Consider the following 16,557-nt stretch of genomic DNA (forward strand, 5'->3'; position numbering starts at 1 on the left):
CACATTATAGCAACGCCTCATACAATATCTCCGCCGGATGCTTGGCAATGCGGCCGGTTCCATCTTTTATCTGATGTCGGCAACTAGTTCCCGGGGCAGCTATTATCACTTCTTCAGGCTGTTTTCTTACTGTCGGGAAAAGCACCAGCTCCCCTATTTGCATAGATACTTCATAGTGTTCAGCCTCATACCCAAACGAGCCAGCCATACCACAACAACCTGATGGAATGAGATGTACCTCATAATTGATTGGTAATGATAAGCTTTTTTTGCTGGGCGTAAGCGATGACAATGCCTTCTGATGGCAATGCCCATGCAGTTTAATCAATCGCTTTTCAGTTGTAAATGCTTCTTTGCTGATGTTCCCTCTGTCTATTTCCGAAGCAAACCATTCATCAAAAATATAAGTATGCGCGGCAATCTGTTGGGCTGCCTCTCTCAGATTTTCAGGCACCAACTCCAGATATTCATCTTTCAGTGTCAGAATGGCCGAGGGTTCTACGCCTATAATGGGTATCTCTGCTGTCACTACATCTTTCAACAGATTCACATTCTGTATGGCTATCTTTTGTGCCTCACGTATCATGCCTTTCGACAGATACGTTCTGCCACTTTCTACATGATTCGGTATCAATACCTGATACCCCAGCTTTTGTAAAAGCATAATCAGTTTTTTGCCTACTTCTACATCATTAAAGTCAGTAAACTCATCACAGAATAACAGTACTTTATTATCAGACCTGAAACCCTTTGCCTGCTTATCATTCTTAAACCAGTTCCTCAAAGTCTGACTATGCAGCGCAGGCATACTACGGTCGGGGTGGAAACCTACAATTCGGTTGGCTATACGACGTGTGAAATCAGTCTTGAAAATGAAATTATAAGCCCAGGGAACCACTCCTGCCAGCCGCATCTGTCTGGTAAAATTACCTATCAGTCTGGCCCGAAACGGAACACCGTTTTTATCATAATATTGTTGCAAAAACTCGCCTTTCATCTTGGCTATGTCCACACTTGACGGACATTCTGACTTGCAGGCTTTGCATGACAAACAAAGATCGAGAATCTCTTTGGTTTCTTCTTCACCCGCTACTTCTCTTTCTTCAGAGGCAGTAACATACTGCCGTAATATATTGGCTCTTGCCCGGGTGGTGTCTCTTTCGCTTCGGGTAGCCATGTAACTGGGGCACATGGTGCCTCCGGTTATTTCGGTTTTCCGGCAATCGCCAGAGCCACTACATTTCTCTGCCAGGCGAAGCATACTTTCCTGCCTCGAAAAATCATATACCGTTTTTTGTTGGGGTGCAGGTTTATCGGCTTCATAACGCAGAAACTCGTTCATTGGTGGAGTATCCACAATTTTACCTTTATTAAAAACACCGGCAGGGTCAAAAATCTGCTTCACCTTTTTAAAGAGCGCATAGTTTTTATCGCCCATCATAAAAGGTATAAACTCTCCCCTCAGCCTGCCGTCGCCATGTTCTCCTGAAAGCGAGCCACCATATTTTTTCACCAATGCTGCCGTTTCTGCCAGAATAGTACGGAAAAGCGCTCTGCCCTCAGTGGATTTCAGGTTCACCATAGGTTCAACGTGCAGCTCCCCTGCCCCGGCATGCGCATACATAGAGTATTGCACCTCATGCTTTTTCAGCAATGCTTCCAGTTCGTCTATATAGGCAGGCAGGTCTTCTACTGCTACTGCGCAATCTTCTATCAGATTAACGGGTTGCGTATCGCCGGGCAGGTTTCTTAATAAGCCAAGCCCCCCTTTCCGTACATCCCAGGCCTTTCTGGCATCATCGCCCAAAAGTATCGGGTAGGCATATCCCAGATTATTTTCTTTAAGCGCTGCAATCAGCTTTTCTGCCTTATCCTGCAAATCGGCAGGGGTATCAGTAAAAAACTCTACCATAAGAATCGCCTTGGGGCTGCCTTCTATAAAAAACCTGTTTTTTGATTGCTCAATATTGGTTTTGGTGAACTCCATAATAAAATCATCCACCAATTCAGAAGCCGAACACCCGTGCTTCAGGGCAATCAGATTGGCCAAAAGCGCTTCATGTAGCGTAGAAGTATGAACAGCTACCATACCTGCCACAGCAGGTGGCCGGTCTATCAGCTTTAGTCTGGCTTCTGTTACAAAACACAGCGTACCTTCAGACCCGGCAATCAGGCTGCTCAGGTTAAACAGGCGGTCATCCTCAAATGCAGCCATTTCTTCCAGCACATCTAAAGCATAGCCTGTATTTCTGCGGGTAACACTTTTTTTCGGGAATCCCGCTCTGATCGCCTCTCTGTTTTCTGCATCTGTTACCAGCGCCAGTATTTCTCTGTAAATTCGGCCCTCAGTATTCTGCAGCTCGCATTTTTTCTCCAGTTCTTCAGTTGTCAGCGCTCCAAAAACGGCCTCACTACCATCAGACAACAAAGCCTTTACTTCCAGCAGGTTGTCTCTGGTTGTGCCCCATATAATTGAATGCAACCCGCATGAATTATTACCAATCATACCGCCTATCATGGCCCGGCTTGAGGTTGAAGTTTCCGGGCCAAACATCAGCCCGTAAGGTTTCAGATATGCATTCAGATCGTCACGAATCACCCCCGGCTGCACGCGCACCCATTTCTCTTCTCTGTTTATTTCCAGAATACCGGTAAAGTTTTTGGAGATATCAACTACCAGCCCTTTGCCTACTACCTGCCCTGCCAGTGAGGTTCCGGCTGCACGTGGTATAATGGTGAGCTGTCTGGTACTGGCCAGGTTGATCAGGCCGCGGATATCATTTACACTTTTAGGCAAGGCAACGGCCATGGGTTTTTCCTGATACACTGAAGCATCGGTGGCATAAACGGTTCTAATGGCGTCGTCAACAACGGTATTTCTGAAGTACAATTCTCCCTCAAAATCTCTCTGCAATGATTCAAACATCGGGTACTGTTTTTTAAATCCAAAATTGAAGAAGAAAAGGCAGAATTGCTACGTATCTAAAAAGAAAAAGTATTAAATAAAGTTTAAAATTTTACCGTTCACCCCATTTCATGGACAGATATTAACAATATTCCTCTATTTTTGTGGTTATTAAACTGTCATAAAACCTTAAATTTGCAGCCTTTCATTCAGAAACGGTTTGCAATCAGCCATTTAATAATTGACAAAATGGCAGGTTTACCCGCTTTGGAGAGGTATTTGACGGGTAATATTTTTTATACATCAGAAATTAACGAACAAGATATACAAATGTTGAATTTTTTAACCAAGGGAATCACCCAGATTTTTGGAACAAAGTCTGATAGAGATAATAAGGAGTTACAGCCTTATGTAGGACAGACAAACGAAGAGTTTGCCAGGTTACAAAATCTTTCCCATGATGAGTTTCGTCAGAAAACAGTAGAGTTACAAAATTATATTGCCCAGAAACTGGCTCATATCGACGACCAAATCAATCAATTGAGAACAAGTATCAGCGAAAACCCTGATATGGAGGTGGATGAAAAAGAGGCTGTTTTCAAAAAAATTGATTCGCTTAAACTCGACCGCAATAAAGAACTGGAAGAAGTTCTGATTGAAATACTACCAAAGGCTTTTGCCATTGTAAAAGAAACAGCCCGCCGTTTTACTGAAAATAACGAAATTGTTGTTACCGCCACACATCTTGACCGCGAACTGGCCATGAAGAAAGGGCATATCAAAATTGAAGGCGATAAGGCTATCTGGCAAAACCAATGGCTGGCAGCAGGTAACATGATAACCTGGAACATGGTGCACTACGATGTACAGATTATTGGAGGTGCAGCGCTTCATAAAGGTAAAATTGCTGAAATGGCAACCGGCGAAGGTAAAACCCTTGTGGCTACTTTCCCTGCGTTTCTGAATGCACTGGCCGGTAAAGGTGTACACATTGTAACCGTGAACGACTACCTGGCCCGCCGTGACTCGGAGTGGATGGCACCTATTTTTGAGTTTAACGGTATCACCTGCGACTGTATCGATAAATACCCTGCCAACTCGTCGGCTCGCAGAGCAGCCTACCAGGCAGGTATTACCTATGGTACCAATAATGAGTTCGGGTTTGATTACCTGCGCGATAACATGGTAAATGACCCGGAAGAACTGGTGCAACGCGAACACCACTATGCTATGGTGGATGAGGTTGACTCAGTTTTGATTGACGATGCCCGTACGCCTTTGATTATCAGTGGGCCAATGTCCCGCACCGGTGATGAGGAGTTGTTCCTATCGCTCAAGCCGCGTATCCAACGCATTGTTGAGGCACAGAAAACCCTTACCAACAGCTACCTGAACGAAGCTAAAAAACTGATAGCAGCCGGCAATAAAAAAGAGGGTGGCCTGGCCTTGTTCCGTGCTTTCAGAGGTTTACCTAAAAGCAAACCGTTGATTAAGTTCTTGTCTGAGCAAGGCATGAGACAGATTCTGCATGAAACAGAGGCTACTTACCTGGCAGAAAACCAGAAACTGATGCCGGAAGCCGATGCTCCGTTGTACTTTACCATTGAAGAAAAAAATAACTCTATTGAGTTAACAGATAAAGGTCTTGATTTTATATCCAGCGAAGGCGAAGAGCAAAACTTCTTCCTGATGCCGGATTTGGGTGTTGACCTGAACGCCATTGAGAAATCTGATTTAAGCGAGCAGGAGAAAATTGTTAAAAAAGACGAGCTGATTCGTGATTACTCAACCAAAGCCGAGCGTATTCATGCCGTTAACCAATTATTGAAAGCCTATACCCTGTTTGAGAAAGACGTAGAATATGTTGTACTAGACAACAAGGTAATGATTGTTGACGAGCAGACAGGTCGTATCATGGATGGACGCCGTTGGTCAGATGGCTTGCATCAGGCAGTTGAAGCCAAAGAAAACGTAAAGGTTGAAGATTCAACCCAGACCTACGCTACCATTACGCTTCAGAACTATTTCCGTATGTACCATAAGCTGGCCGGTATGACCGGTACGGCCGAAACAGAAGCAGGAGAGTTCTGGAAAATCTATAAGCTGGACGTAGTGAGTATCCCTACCAACAGAGCCGTTGTTCGCCGAGACGAAGAAGATAAAGTGTATAAAACCGTTCGTGAAAAATATAATGCAGTAGTTGAAGAAATTGAACAACTGGTAAAAATTGGTCGCCCGGTGCTTGTTGGTACAACTTCGGTTGAGAACTCGGAAATATTGAGTAAAAAGCTGACACTTCTGAAGGTTCCGCATCAGGTATTGAACGCCAAGCAACATGCCCGTGAGGCAGATATTGTAGCAGAGGCCGGCAAACCAGGTACAGTTACTATTGCTACCAACATGGCGGGTCGGGGTACGGATATTAAACTGACTCCTGAAAGTAAAGCTGCCGGTGGATTGGCCATTATTGGTACCGAACGCCACGATTCGCGCCGTGTTGACCGTCAGTTGAGAGGGCGTGCAGGTCGTCAGGGAGACCCGGGCACATCGCAGTTCTTTGTGTCGCTGGAAGACCAGCTGATGCGTTTGTTCGGTTCTGACCGCATAGCCAAAGTAATGGACAGAATGGGTATGGAAGAAGGCGAGGTGATTCAGCACTCTATGATTACCAACTCTATTGAAAGAGCACAGAAAAAAGTAGAAGAAAATAACTTTGGTACCCGTAAACGTTTGATTGAGTATGACGACGTAATGAATATCCAGCGTGATACTATCTATAAACGCCGTAAAAATGCGCTTTTTGGTGACCGCCTTTCTTTAGACATCGCCAATATTCTTTACGATACCTGTAATGATATTGTGATGAACGCAGAGGGCAATTATGATGAGTTTGAGCTGCGCTGCATTCAGAAGTTAAGCATAAAGCCTGAAATTGAGCGTCATGAGTTCACTAAGGGAAACAGCAAACTTGTAGACCGGTTGTATCAGCAGGCTGAAAGAACCTACAAAGCCAAGAATGATGCCATCCGTAAAAACATGGTGCCAGTACTGGCTGATGTGCTGAAAGACCGCCGTGCGATGGTTGATGAGCCGTTTATTGCCATTATTGGTGACGGCACCCAAAATATAGGCTTATACTGCAACCTGAAAAGCGCCGTAGATAGTGATGGCCGTGAGCTGATTAAAGAAATTGAAAAGAATATTTCGCTGACGGTAATTGACCAGGAATGGAAAGAACACCTGCGTGACATGGACGACCTGAAACAATCGGTTCAGAATGCCTCTTATGAGCAAAAAGACCCCTTGTTAATCTATAAATTTGAGGCGGTAGAGTTGTTTAAGAATTTCCTGAACAAGGTTAATACAGATACCGTGAGTTTCTTGATGAAAGCCAATGTGGTAGAGCTTCGTTTCCAACAAATGGCGGCTCCTCAGAAAGAAGACAAACCGAAATTGCAAACCAATAAGGCCGACGAGGGCGATGGTGGTTCTGATTCTTCTGTACGCGCCACCCCGGCCCGCCAGCAGAAAATTGCCGATAGAAACCAACGTGTAAGCGTGCAGTACAAAGATGGTACCATAAAACGTGATGTAAAATATAAACACGTGGAAGAAGACGTAATAAGCGGAAAAGCCGTTTTGATTGACTAACCTGTGTTTTACATACAATACTCAACAAAGTCGCTAAAAAAATCAGCGACTTTGTTGTTTAATAAGCCTATATTCAGGTAAAATTCAACCGGAATGATTTACATAAGGCATTATCAATCTCCATTAGGAGCATTAGAAATAATCGCTACTGATACACACCTTACCCATGTGCTGTTTCGGGTGGCTCAAAAAAAGCCCAGCAGGCAGCTCGAAGAAACGCCGGAAGGTTCTCCTATTATTGATGAGTGTATCAGGCAATTGGATGCCTATTTTAAGGGAGAATTAAAAGACTTTGATTTGCCACTATTACCCGCAGGAACCGACTTCCAGAAACTGGTCTGGGAAACACTCAAAAGCATCCCCTATGGCAAGACCATCTCTTATCTTGAGCTATCACGTCGGTTGGGTAATGAAAAGGCTATCAGAGCTGTGGGCGTAGCCAATGGCAACAATCCTTTAACTATCATCTTACCCTGCCACCGGGTAATAGGTTCTGATAAAACACTGGTGGGCTATGGCGGAGATTTATGGCGTAAAGAATGGCTTCTTCGCCATGAAGGCAGCCTGCCAAAACAAGAGCAACTCAACCTCTTCTAAAACAAAAACAGCAAAAGATTATCTGAATAACCTTTTACTGCTTTATATATTAACCCGCTGATTTTCTTATTGCCCACTTACTACCATTTTGCTTTCAGAAGGCATCAGTATTGAATCTACCACATAGGTTATACCGTTACTCTGGTATATTGGCTTAGATGTAATAGATGCCATTGCGCCGCTTTCGTCAGTAACAACTATGCTATCTCCGCTGGTTGTAAACTTCAGATACCCACCTTGCATAGTCTTTACTGATACCGAACCACCGTTTCCATTCAAGGCGGCTCTTATACTGTTTGAATCCCAGGTACCATCTATTACGTGGTATAACAAAACCTTGTTTAACGCCGATTTAGATTGTCTTGAAGCAATTCTGGCAAAGGCGTCATTTGTAGGCGCTAAAACAGTAAATGGCCCTGGCCCTTGCAGCGTATTGGATAAACCTGCCGCTTTAACCGCCGAAATAAACTTGGTATGGTCTTTCGAATTCTGTAGATTCGTAACTACATTCTTATAAGAACTCATCTCTGCGCCGCCAACTGATACCTTTCCTGCGTCAGACTCCTGCGCAAGTGTCGCAAATGAAATGAAAGCAGACACTAATAACAATGATATAGTTTTCATGCTTTTATTGGTTTATGTGAAAATTAGTTATGGAGCCTGCCAGGCTCTGTATTAACTATAAAGAAAACATTCCACACCTTTTATCTACCTTTTTACTAGCCCAAAAAGGTAAAAATACCCCATTTGTTGTAGATTTTGTTCCTACAAAAAATAAAACTTCCAACTTAAGATAATGCTGATTAGGTTTATAACCCCAATAAAAAACAAACTCCTCCCCACCAAAAGGCAGGGAGGAGTTCTTATAGCTGAGTGATTCAATACTCCGAATCACCGTTTTTTTTTATACATATTCTCTGCGTTGTTTAGCAGCTTCCTGAGAGCGACGCTTTTCAGCGGCGGCCTCCAGTTCAGCTTTGCTACCAACCAGAATGTTCTGGTATTTACGGTTACCGGTTCCGGCAGGAATCAGGTGCCCTACGATAACGTTTTCTTTCAAACCTTCAAGCATATCACGCTTACCTCTTACAGCAGCCTCTGACAATACTTTGGTGGTTTCCTGGAACGATGCCGCAGAAATGAATGACTCTGTACCTAACGAAGCAGTGGTGATACCTTGCAAGGTAGGACGAGAAACGGCAGGCATGGCATCACGCACCTGAATCTGCGCCAAGTCAGCACGTTTTAAACGGCTGTTTTCATCACGCATTTCGCGGGCGGTGATAATCTGACCAGGCTTAAACTTGTCAGAGGCACCAGCATCCATTACTACTTTTTTATCCATAATCTTGTCATTCGCTAAACGAACCACCCATTTATCTACCATCTGGTATTCAAGGAATAAAGTATCACCTGAATCAACGATTTCAACTTTCTGCATCATCTGACGTACAATTACCTCGATGTGCTTATCTGAAATCTTCACCCCTTGTTGGCGGTAAACGGCCTGTACTTCGTTAACGAGGTATTCCTGAACGGCGGTAGGCCCTTTGATACGTAGAATATCAGCCGGAGTAATGGCGCCATCAGATAGTGGGTCACCAGCTAAAACGAAATCACCATCCTGTACCAGAATCAGTTTCGACAGAGGCACCATGTATTTCATTTTAACACCGTCTTTTGCTTCTACAAAAATCTCACGGTTACCACGTTTAACATTACCGTACTGAACGATACCGTCAATCTCAGAAACAACGGCAGGGTTCGATGGGTTACGAGCCTCAAATAACTCGGTTACACGAGGCAAACCACCGGTGATGTCGCGGTTCATATTAATAGCGCGAGGAATCTTGGCCAGAACCTGACCTGCTTTGATAGACTGACCGTTTTCTACAGTCAAACGTGCCATTACAGGTAAGTTATATGCTTTTTCGTCTTCGCCGCTGGCGGTTCTGATAATAATGGCCGGGTTTTTAGAACGGTCTTTCGACTCAATAATAACCTTATCACGGAAACCGGTCTGTTCGTCAGCCTCTTCTTTAAAGGTAATATTTTCTTCGATGGCTTCGTACTCAATGGTACCATCCAACTCAGAAAGGATCACGGCATTGAACTGATCCCAGTGACAAAGCGAGTCACCTTTCTTCACAACATCGCCATCTTTTACTTCTAAGGTTGCACCGTAAGGTACGTTATTGGTAATCAGGATATTGTTAGTACCCGGCTCAACAATACGAATCTCCCCACGACGACCCAACACGATGGTAATTTCGTTACCTTCACGGTCAGACGATTGTACGGTACGCATCTCTTCCAGTTGAACAACCCCACCGAATTTGGCTTTGATGCTGGCATCAGAAGCAACGTTCTGGGCAGTACCCCCTGTGTGGAACGTACGAAGTGTAAGCTGTGTACCAGGCTCACCGATTGACTGCGAGGCAATAACACCCACAGCTTCACCGATGTCGGCCATGCGGCCGGTTGCCAGGTTACGTCCGTAACATTTCGAACACACACCTGTTTGCGTTTCGCAAGTCAATGCCGAACGAATCTCTACTGTTTCAATGGCTGTTTCGTCAATTTCAGCAGCAATTTCTTCAGTAATTTCCTCACCTGACTTGATAATCAGTTTTTTGGTAAGTGGGTCAATGATATCATAAACTGATGTACGGCCCAGGATACGTTCTGATAACGGCTCTACGATATCTTCGTTGTCTTTCAATGCAGAAACCTGAATACCACGTAGTGTACCGCAGTCTACTTCATTTACGACCACGTCCTGAGCAACGTCATGCAAACGACGTGTCAGATAACCCGCATCGGCTGTTTTCAAGGCTGTATCGGCCAAACCTTTACGGGCACCGTGGGTAGAGATAAAGTACTCTAGTACGTCAAGGCCTTCTTTGAAGTTTGACAAAATCGGGTTCTCGATAATTTCCCCTACTGACCCCTGAATATTTTTCTGTGGTTTCGCCATCAATCCACGCATACCGCCCAACTGACGCACCTGCTCTTGCGAACCACGTGCACCCGAGTGCATCATCATATAGATTGGGTTGAAACCTTTCTGGTCTGCTTCTAATTGTCTCAACAATACCTCACGGATACGTGTGTTTACACGGCCCCAGATATCAATAATCTGGTTGTAACGCTCACGCTCGGTAATGATACCAAACATATAGTTGTTTTGTACCTCTTCTACCTCTGCTTTGGCATCGGTGATCAATTTTGTTTTTTCTTCCGGTATAATGATGTTATCCAAACCGATAGACAAACCACCTCTGAAGGCCGTCTGATAACCCAGTTCTTTAATATCATCAAGGAATTTTGCTGTACGGGCGTATCCGGCTTCTTTAAATACGCGACCAATCAGCTGTTGTAGTTTTTTCTTGGTCAACAATTCGTCAAGATAACCTACTTCTTCAGGCACACACTGGTTGAACAGAATACGACCTGCCACTGTATTTACTATTTTCAATACCAACTGGCCGTTTTCATCTTTCACTTTCACACGGCATTTAATGTGCGCGTGCTTAGAGATTCTACCTTCGTTCAAGGCAATAATTACCTCTTCAGGCGAATAGAATGTCATTCCATCACCCGGAACCGGATCATCGTCGGTCGATACACGTCCTTTAGTTACGTAGTAAAGACCCAACACCATGTCTTGCGATGGTACCGTAATTGGCGCACCATTGGCAGGGTTCAGGATGTTGTGCGAAGCCAGCATCAGGATAGATGCCTCCATGATGGCTTCCTGGCCAAGCGGCACGTGTACCGCCATCTGGTCACCGTCAAAGTCGGCGTTGAAAGCCGTACAAACTAACGGGTGCAACTGGATAGCCTTACCCTCTACCAATTTAGGCTGGAAAGCCTGAATACCCAAGCGGTGAAGCGTAGGGGCACGGTTTAGCAGAACCGGGTGGCCTTTCAATACGTTTTCAAGAATATCCCAAACTACTGCGTCTTTTCTGTCAACAATTTTCTTGGCAGATTTCACTGTTTTCACAATTCCGCGTTCAATCAGTTTTCTGATAATAAACGGTTTAAACAGCTCTGCTGCCATATCTTTTGGCAAACCGCACTCGTGTAGTTTCAATTCAGGACCTACCACAATTACCGAACGACCCGAGTAGTCGACACGTTTACCCAAAAGGTTCTGGCGGAAACGGCCTTGCTTACCTTTCAACATATCTGAAAGTGATTTCAAAGCACGGTTACCTTCAGAACGAACGGCGTTTACTTTACGAGAGTTGTCAAATAGTGAATCGACAGCCTCTTGCAACATCCGTTTTTCATTACGGAGAATTACCTCAGGTGCTTTGATTTCCAACAGACGTTTCAAACGGTTGTTACGGATAATCACACGGCGGTAAAGGTCATTCAGGTCAGAAGTTGCAAAACGCCCGCCATCAAGAGGTACAAGCGGACGCAATTCTGGTGGAATAACCGGCACCATGCGGATAACCATCCACTCAGGTTTGTTTTCAATACGTGTATTGGCGTCACGCAATGCCTCTACTACTTTCAGACGTTTCAAAGCCTCAGCTTTACGTTGTTGAGAAGTATCAGTAGCGGCGGCGTGGCGTAAGTCATAAGACAATTCATCCAGCTTGATACGAGAAAGCATCATTTCTAATGCTTCTGCACCCATTTTGGCGATAAATTTGTTCGGGTCTTTATCGTCAAGCATCTGGTTTTCTCTTGGCAGTTTATCAACAATGTCAAGATATTCTTCTTCAGTCAGGAAGTCGTTGGCAGAGATACCATCTTCTGCCTTGATACCCGGCTGAACAACCACGTAGCGTTCATAATAAATAATTTGGTCAAGCTTCTTCGACGACATTCCTAACAAATACCCGATTTTGTTAGGTAAACTGCGGAAGTACCAGATGTGTGCTACAGGAACCACCAGCTCGATGTGCCCCATGCGCTCGCGGCGCACTTTCTTTTCGGTTACCTCTACACCACAACGGTCGCAGATAATGCCTTTGTAACGAATACGCTTATATTTACCACAATGGCACTCCCAGTCTTTCACAGGTCCGAAAATACGCTCGCAAAACAAACCACCCATTTCGGGTTTGTATGTACGATAGTTGATAGTTTCCGGCTGTGTAACTTCTCCAAACGAGCTTTCCAGGATTGACTCAGGTGAAGCCAAGCTGATGGTTATGCTGTTGAAGTCGCTGTTAAGTTTTTTATTTTTCTTTAAAGACATTTTCCTTATGATTGATGTGAAAATGATTTTTTAAAATCTGATGCGTGTTTCCCGAAAGAAACACGCTGGTAATTTGCTTATTGCAGGGTAATTTCAAGCGCAAGGCCTCTCAACTCGTGCACCAGTACGTTAAATGACTCTGGGATGTTGGCTTTCGGAAGGTTTTCTCCTTTAACGATAGCCTCGTATGCTTTCGCACGGCCCACCACGTCGTCAGACTTAACAGTCAGAATCTCCTGCAGGATATGAGACGCACCAAAGGCCTCAAGCGCCCACACCTCCATCTCTCCGAAACGCTGACCACCAAACTGTGCTTTACCACCCAGTGGTTGTTGCGTAATAAGAGAGTATGGTCCGATAGAACGGGCGTGCATTTTATCATCAACCAAGTGGCCCAGTTTCATCATGTACATGATACCCACTGTAACTTTCTGGTCGAATGGCTCACCTGAAAGACCGTTGTATAATTGCGAACGACCAAATGGTGGTAAACCTGCTTCTGCCAACTCTGCCGATACCTGTTGTTCGGTAGCGCCGTCAAAGATTGGAGTAGCATATTTACGACCTAACTTACGACCCGCAAGACCCAATACAACTTCATACAGCTGACCGATGTTCATACGAGAAGGTACCCCAAGTGGGTTCAGCACGATATCCATTGTTGTGCCGTCTTCCAGGAATGGCATGTCTTCGTCACGCACAATTCTGGCAACAACCCCTTTGTTTCCGTGGCGACCCGCCATTTTATCACCTACTTTCAGTTTACGTTTTTTAGCAATGTAAACTTTAGCAAGTTTCACGATACCAGCCGGTAGCTCATCACCTACTTCAAGAACGAATCTTTCACGTTTGAAACGGCCGATTACCTCGCTACGGCGAGCCAGGTAGTTTTTACAAAGTGCTACTACCAGTTTGTTGGTGTCTAACTCGTCTGTCCAACCATCCAGAATCACGTCTCCCAAAAGGTTAACCTCTTCAGGCACGTTATACTGGCTTTCGTCAACATAATTGTTTTTATCCGGAAACAAGTTGTTGGCAATATTCGAACGGTTGAATTTCACGCCTTTCGATATCAGCTCATCACCAAATTTATGTTTCACGCCCGCCGAAGTTTTACCGTCAAGCAATTCCACAATTTTATCAAGCATTCTCTCACGCAATTCAATCAAAGCTCTGCTGTGTTTTTTCATCAGGGCTTTCAGCTCGTCTTTGTGTTTCGAACGCTCTTCTTTACTTGGGCGAGAGAATAATTTTGTATCAATAATCACACCGTCCATTGATGGTGGCGCTTTCTTCGAAGCATCTTTCACATCGCCTGCTTTGTCACCAAAGATGGCACGTAAAAGTTTTTCTTCAGGTGTTGGGTCAGACTCACCCTTTGGTGTAATTTTACCAATCAGAATATCTCCTTCTTTTACTCTTGTACCAATGCGTACAATACCGTTTTCGTCAAGGTTTTTAACGGTTTCTTCTGAAACGTTCGGTATCTCAGCAGTTAGTTCCTCTTCACCACGTTTGGTGTCACGTACTTCCAGTTCATATTCTTCAATATGGATAGAAGTAAAGATATCTTCACGTACTACTCTTTCAGAAATTACGATGGCATCCTCAAAGTTATATCCCTGCCAAGGCATGAAAGCAACCAACAGGTTACGACCCAATGCAAGTTCTCCACCCTGAGTAGCATATCCTTCTACCAGAATCTGGCCTTTTTTCACTTCCTGTCCTTTTAATACAATCGGACGGATGTTGATACAGGTATCCTGGTTGGTACGACGATGCTTAATCAAATCATAGGTAGTAACGTTGGTATCGAAACTAACCAGATTCTGCTCTTTGGTCCAGTTATAACGTACTTTAATTACGTTAGCATCTACAAACTCAATCACACCATCTTCCTCAGCCACTACAAGGGTACGTGAGTCACGAGCCAGGCGGCCTTCAAGTCCTGTACCTACAATTGGCGCTTCAGGGCGTAACAATGGTACGGCCTGACGTTGCATGTTTGAACCCATCAGGGCACGGTTGGCGTCATCATGTTCTATAAACGGAATCAACGATGCAGCTACCGATACAATCTGGTTAGAGGCAATGTCCATGTAGTCAATTGAATCAGGAGTCTTCATCGGGAAGTCACCCTCATAACGACATTTCAAGGTATCTACCAGGAAGTTACCCTCTTTATCTACATCGGCTGTAGCCATGGCTATGTTTTTACCATCTTCTTCTTCGGCTGTCAGATAAACCAGTTCGCTGGTAAGTTTACCATTCTCAATTTTCAGGTATGGGGTTTCAATGAAGCCCATGCTGTTGATTTTAGCATACGTACAAAGCGATGAAATAAGACCGATGTTCGGTCCCTCTGGCGTTTCGATAGTACACAAACGACCATAGTGGGTATAGTGAACGTCACGAACCTCGAAACCGGCACGCTCGCGGCTCAAACCTCCCGGCCCAAGGGCAGACATACGACGTTTGTGCGTAATTTCGGCCAGTGGGTTGGTTTGGTCCATAAACTGCGACAGCTGGTTGGTACCGAAGAATGAGTTAATAACCGACGAAAGCGTACGGGCATTAATCAGGTCAACCGGTTTGAAATCTTCGTTATCACGAACGTTCATACGTTCTTTGATGGTACGTGCCATACGCGCCAGACCTACGCCAAACTGGGCATAAAGCTGCTCGCCTACTGTACGTACACGACGATTGGAAAGGTGATCGATATCATCGACTACCGCCTTAGAGTTAATAAGGCTGATTAAGAACTTAACAATCTCAACAATGTCTTCAGTTGTTAATACACCTGTTTCCAGAGGAGTAGTTAAATTCAATTTAGTGTTTACACGGTAACGCCCTACCTCTCCTAAATCATAACGTTTGTCAGAGAAGAACAAGCCCTGGATAATCTCACGGGCAGTTGCCTCATCAGGAGCTTCGGTGTTACGCAACTGGCGATAAATCTGCTCAACGGCCTCTTTTTCAGAGTTTGAGCTATCGCGTTGCAAAGTGTTATAAATAATGTTGAATTCTGAAACGTTGGCGTCTTCGCGGTGTAAAATAACCGACTTCTGCTCTGTGCTCAGGATAATATCAATGTCACCTTCCGAAATGATAGAGTCACGTTCTAAAATCACTTCGTTACGGTCAATTGATACCACCTCACCTGTATCCTCGTCTACAAAGTCCTCAGTCCAGGTTCTCAGAACACGTGCAGCTAAGCGACGGCCGATAGCTTTGGTTAAGGCCTCTTTAGAACCAGGAATTTCTTCTGAAAGACCAAACAGGTTCAGGATTTCTTTATCAGAACCAAAACCGATGGCACGAAGAAGTGTAGTAACCGGGAATTTCTTCTTACGGTCAATGTAAGCATACATAACGTTGTTTACGTCTGTAGAGAACTCTATCCATGAACCTTTCATCGGAATCACACGGGCAGAGTAAAGCTTAGTTCCGTTTGTATGCTTGCTCATAGAGAAGAATACACCCGGAGAACGGTGCAGCTGAGAAACGATAACACGCTCGGCACCGTTGATAACGAAAGAACCTCTTTCGTTCATATAAGGAATGTTGCCCAGGAATACTTCCTGCTCAATCGTCTCGAAATCCTCATTATCGGCGTCATTACAAATCAAACGTAATTTCGCTTTTAAAGGTACTGCGTAAGTAAGACCTCTGTCGATACACTCATCTACCGAATACTTCGGTGGGTCAATTGTATAATCAACAAACTCCAATACGTAGTTCTCGCGTGAATCGGCGATTGGGAAGTTTTCAGCAAACACATTGTAAAGCCCTTCTTTTTTGCGGCTTTCGGCTGGTGTGTCAATCTGGAAGAAATCCTGAAACGATCTTACCTGCACATCCAGAAAATCTGGATAATCAATAGCAGGAAAAACCGTTGCAAAACTTTTTCTACCGGTTACTGTAAGACTCAAGGCTTTGAAAGTTTTAAGTTTATAATTTTTTAAACTACATGCTGTTTCATAATAGCAACAAGCTTATGACAGACTCTTAAGAGTGAAGTACTTATGCTTATAAAATCAGCTGAAAATATATATTTCGTAGTGAAGAAGATAATTGCCCCTGTTCAACTGCCCTACGTGAAACAAGTTGTGTATCGGACAAAAATCTCATGAATGATAAGCGTTTTTTAAGAGAGCACTGCTAAATAGGGTGCGAAGTT

General features: G+C 44.3%; 6 protein-coding genes. 2 read left to right on the top strand and 4 right to left on the bottom strand.

Annotated elements, in window-relative coordinates; all coding sequences use genetic code 11:
* Nucleotides 1–4 precede the first annotated feature (4 nt).
* A complete protein-coding gene (locus C0V77_RS20040) occupies nt 5–2,926 on the bottom strand; it encodes an FAD-binding and (Fe-S)-binding domain-containing protein (RefSeq protein WP_101728170.1) in 2,922 nt (973 codons plus the stop codon).
* Nucleotides 2,927–3,235: 309 nt separating this feature from the next.
* Between C0V77_RS20040 and secA the strand changes: the two genes are divergently transcribed.
* A complete protein-coding gene (gene secA / locus C0V77_RS20045; protein ID WP_101728279.1) occupies nt 3,236–6,556 on the top strand; it encodes a preprotein translocase subunit SecA in 3,321 nt (1,106 codons plus the stop codon).
* 93 nt (nt 6,557–6,649) lie between these two features.
* A complete protein-coding gene (locus C0V77_RS20050; RefSeq protein WP_101728171.1) occupies nt 6,650–7,153 on the top strand; it encodes a methylated-DNA--[protein]-cysteine S-methyltransferase in 504 nt (167 codons plus the stop codon).
* Nucleotides 7,154–7,219: 66 nt separating this feature from the next.
* On the opposite strand, the gene C0V77_RS20055 is transcribed toward C0V77_RS20050, so the two are convergent.
* The 3 genes from C0V77_RS20055 to rpoB form a co-directional block, all read right to left on the bottom strand.
* The gene (locus tag C0V77_RS20055) at nt 7,220–7,777 is read right to left on the bottom strand and encodes a fasciclin domain-containing protein (protein ID WP_101728172.1); all 558 of its coding nucleotides are present in this window, start codon (nt 7,775–7,777) and stop codon (nt 7,220–7,222) included.
* Nucleotides 7,778–8,057: 280 nt separating this feature from the next.
* On the bottom strand, nt 8,058–12,374 hold the full coding sequence (gene rpoC, locus C0V77_RS20060; RefSeq protein WP_101728173.1) for a DNA-directed RNA polymerase subunit beta': 4,317 nt from the start codon (nt 12,372–12,374) through the stop codon (nt 8,058–8,060).
* A gap of 77 nt (nt 12,375–12,451) precedes the next feature.
* Nucleotides 12,452–16,309 carry a DNA-directed RNA polymerase subunit beta gene (rpoB, locus tag C0V77_RS20065; RefSeq protein WP_101728174.1) on the bottom strand — a complete coding sequence of 1,286 codons (3,858 nt, stop codon included), beginning with the start codon at nt 16,307–16,309 and terminating at the stop codon, nt 12,452–12,454.
* Between the last annotated feature and the right edge of the window lie 248 nt (nt 16,310–16,557).

The sequence above is a fragment of the Emticicia sp. TH156 genome (genome assembly GCF_002855535.1).
Lineage (GTDB): Bacteria > Bacteroidota > Bacteroidia > Cytophagales > Spirosomataceae > Emticicia > Emticicia fluvialis.

Coding starts and splice junctions, on each gene's coding strand:
- C0V77_RS20040 (WP_101728170.1), bottom strand. CDS start 2,926: ATGTTTGAATCATTGCAGAGAGATTTTGAGGGAGAATTGTACTTCAGA.
- secA (WP_101728279.1), top strand. CDS start 3,236: ATGTTGAATTTTTTAACCAAGGGAATCACCCAGATTTTTGGAACAAAG.
- C0V77_RS20050 (WP_101728171.1), top strand. CDS start 6,650: ATGATTTACATAAGGCATTATCAATCTCCATTAGGAGCATTAGAAATA.
- C0V77_RS20055 (WP_101728172.1), bottom strand. CDS start 7,777: ATGAAAACTATATCATTGTTATTAGTGTCTGCTTTCATTTCATTTGCG.
- rpoC (WP_101728173.1), bottom strand. CDS start 12,374: ATGTCTTTAAAGAAAAATAAAAAACTTAACAGCGACTTCAACAGCATA.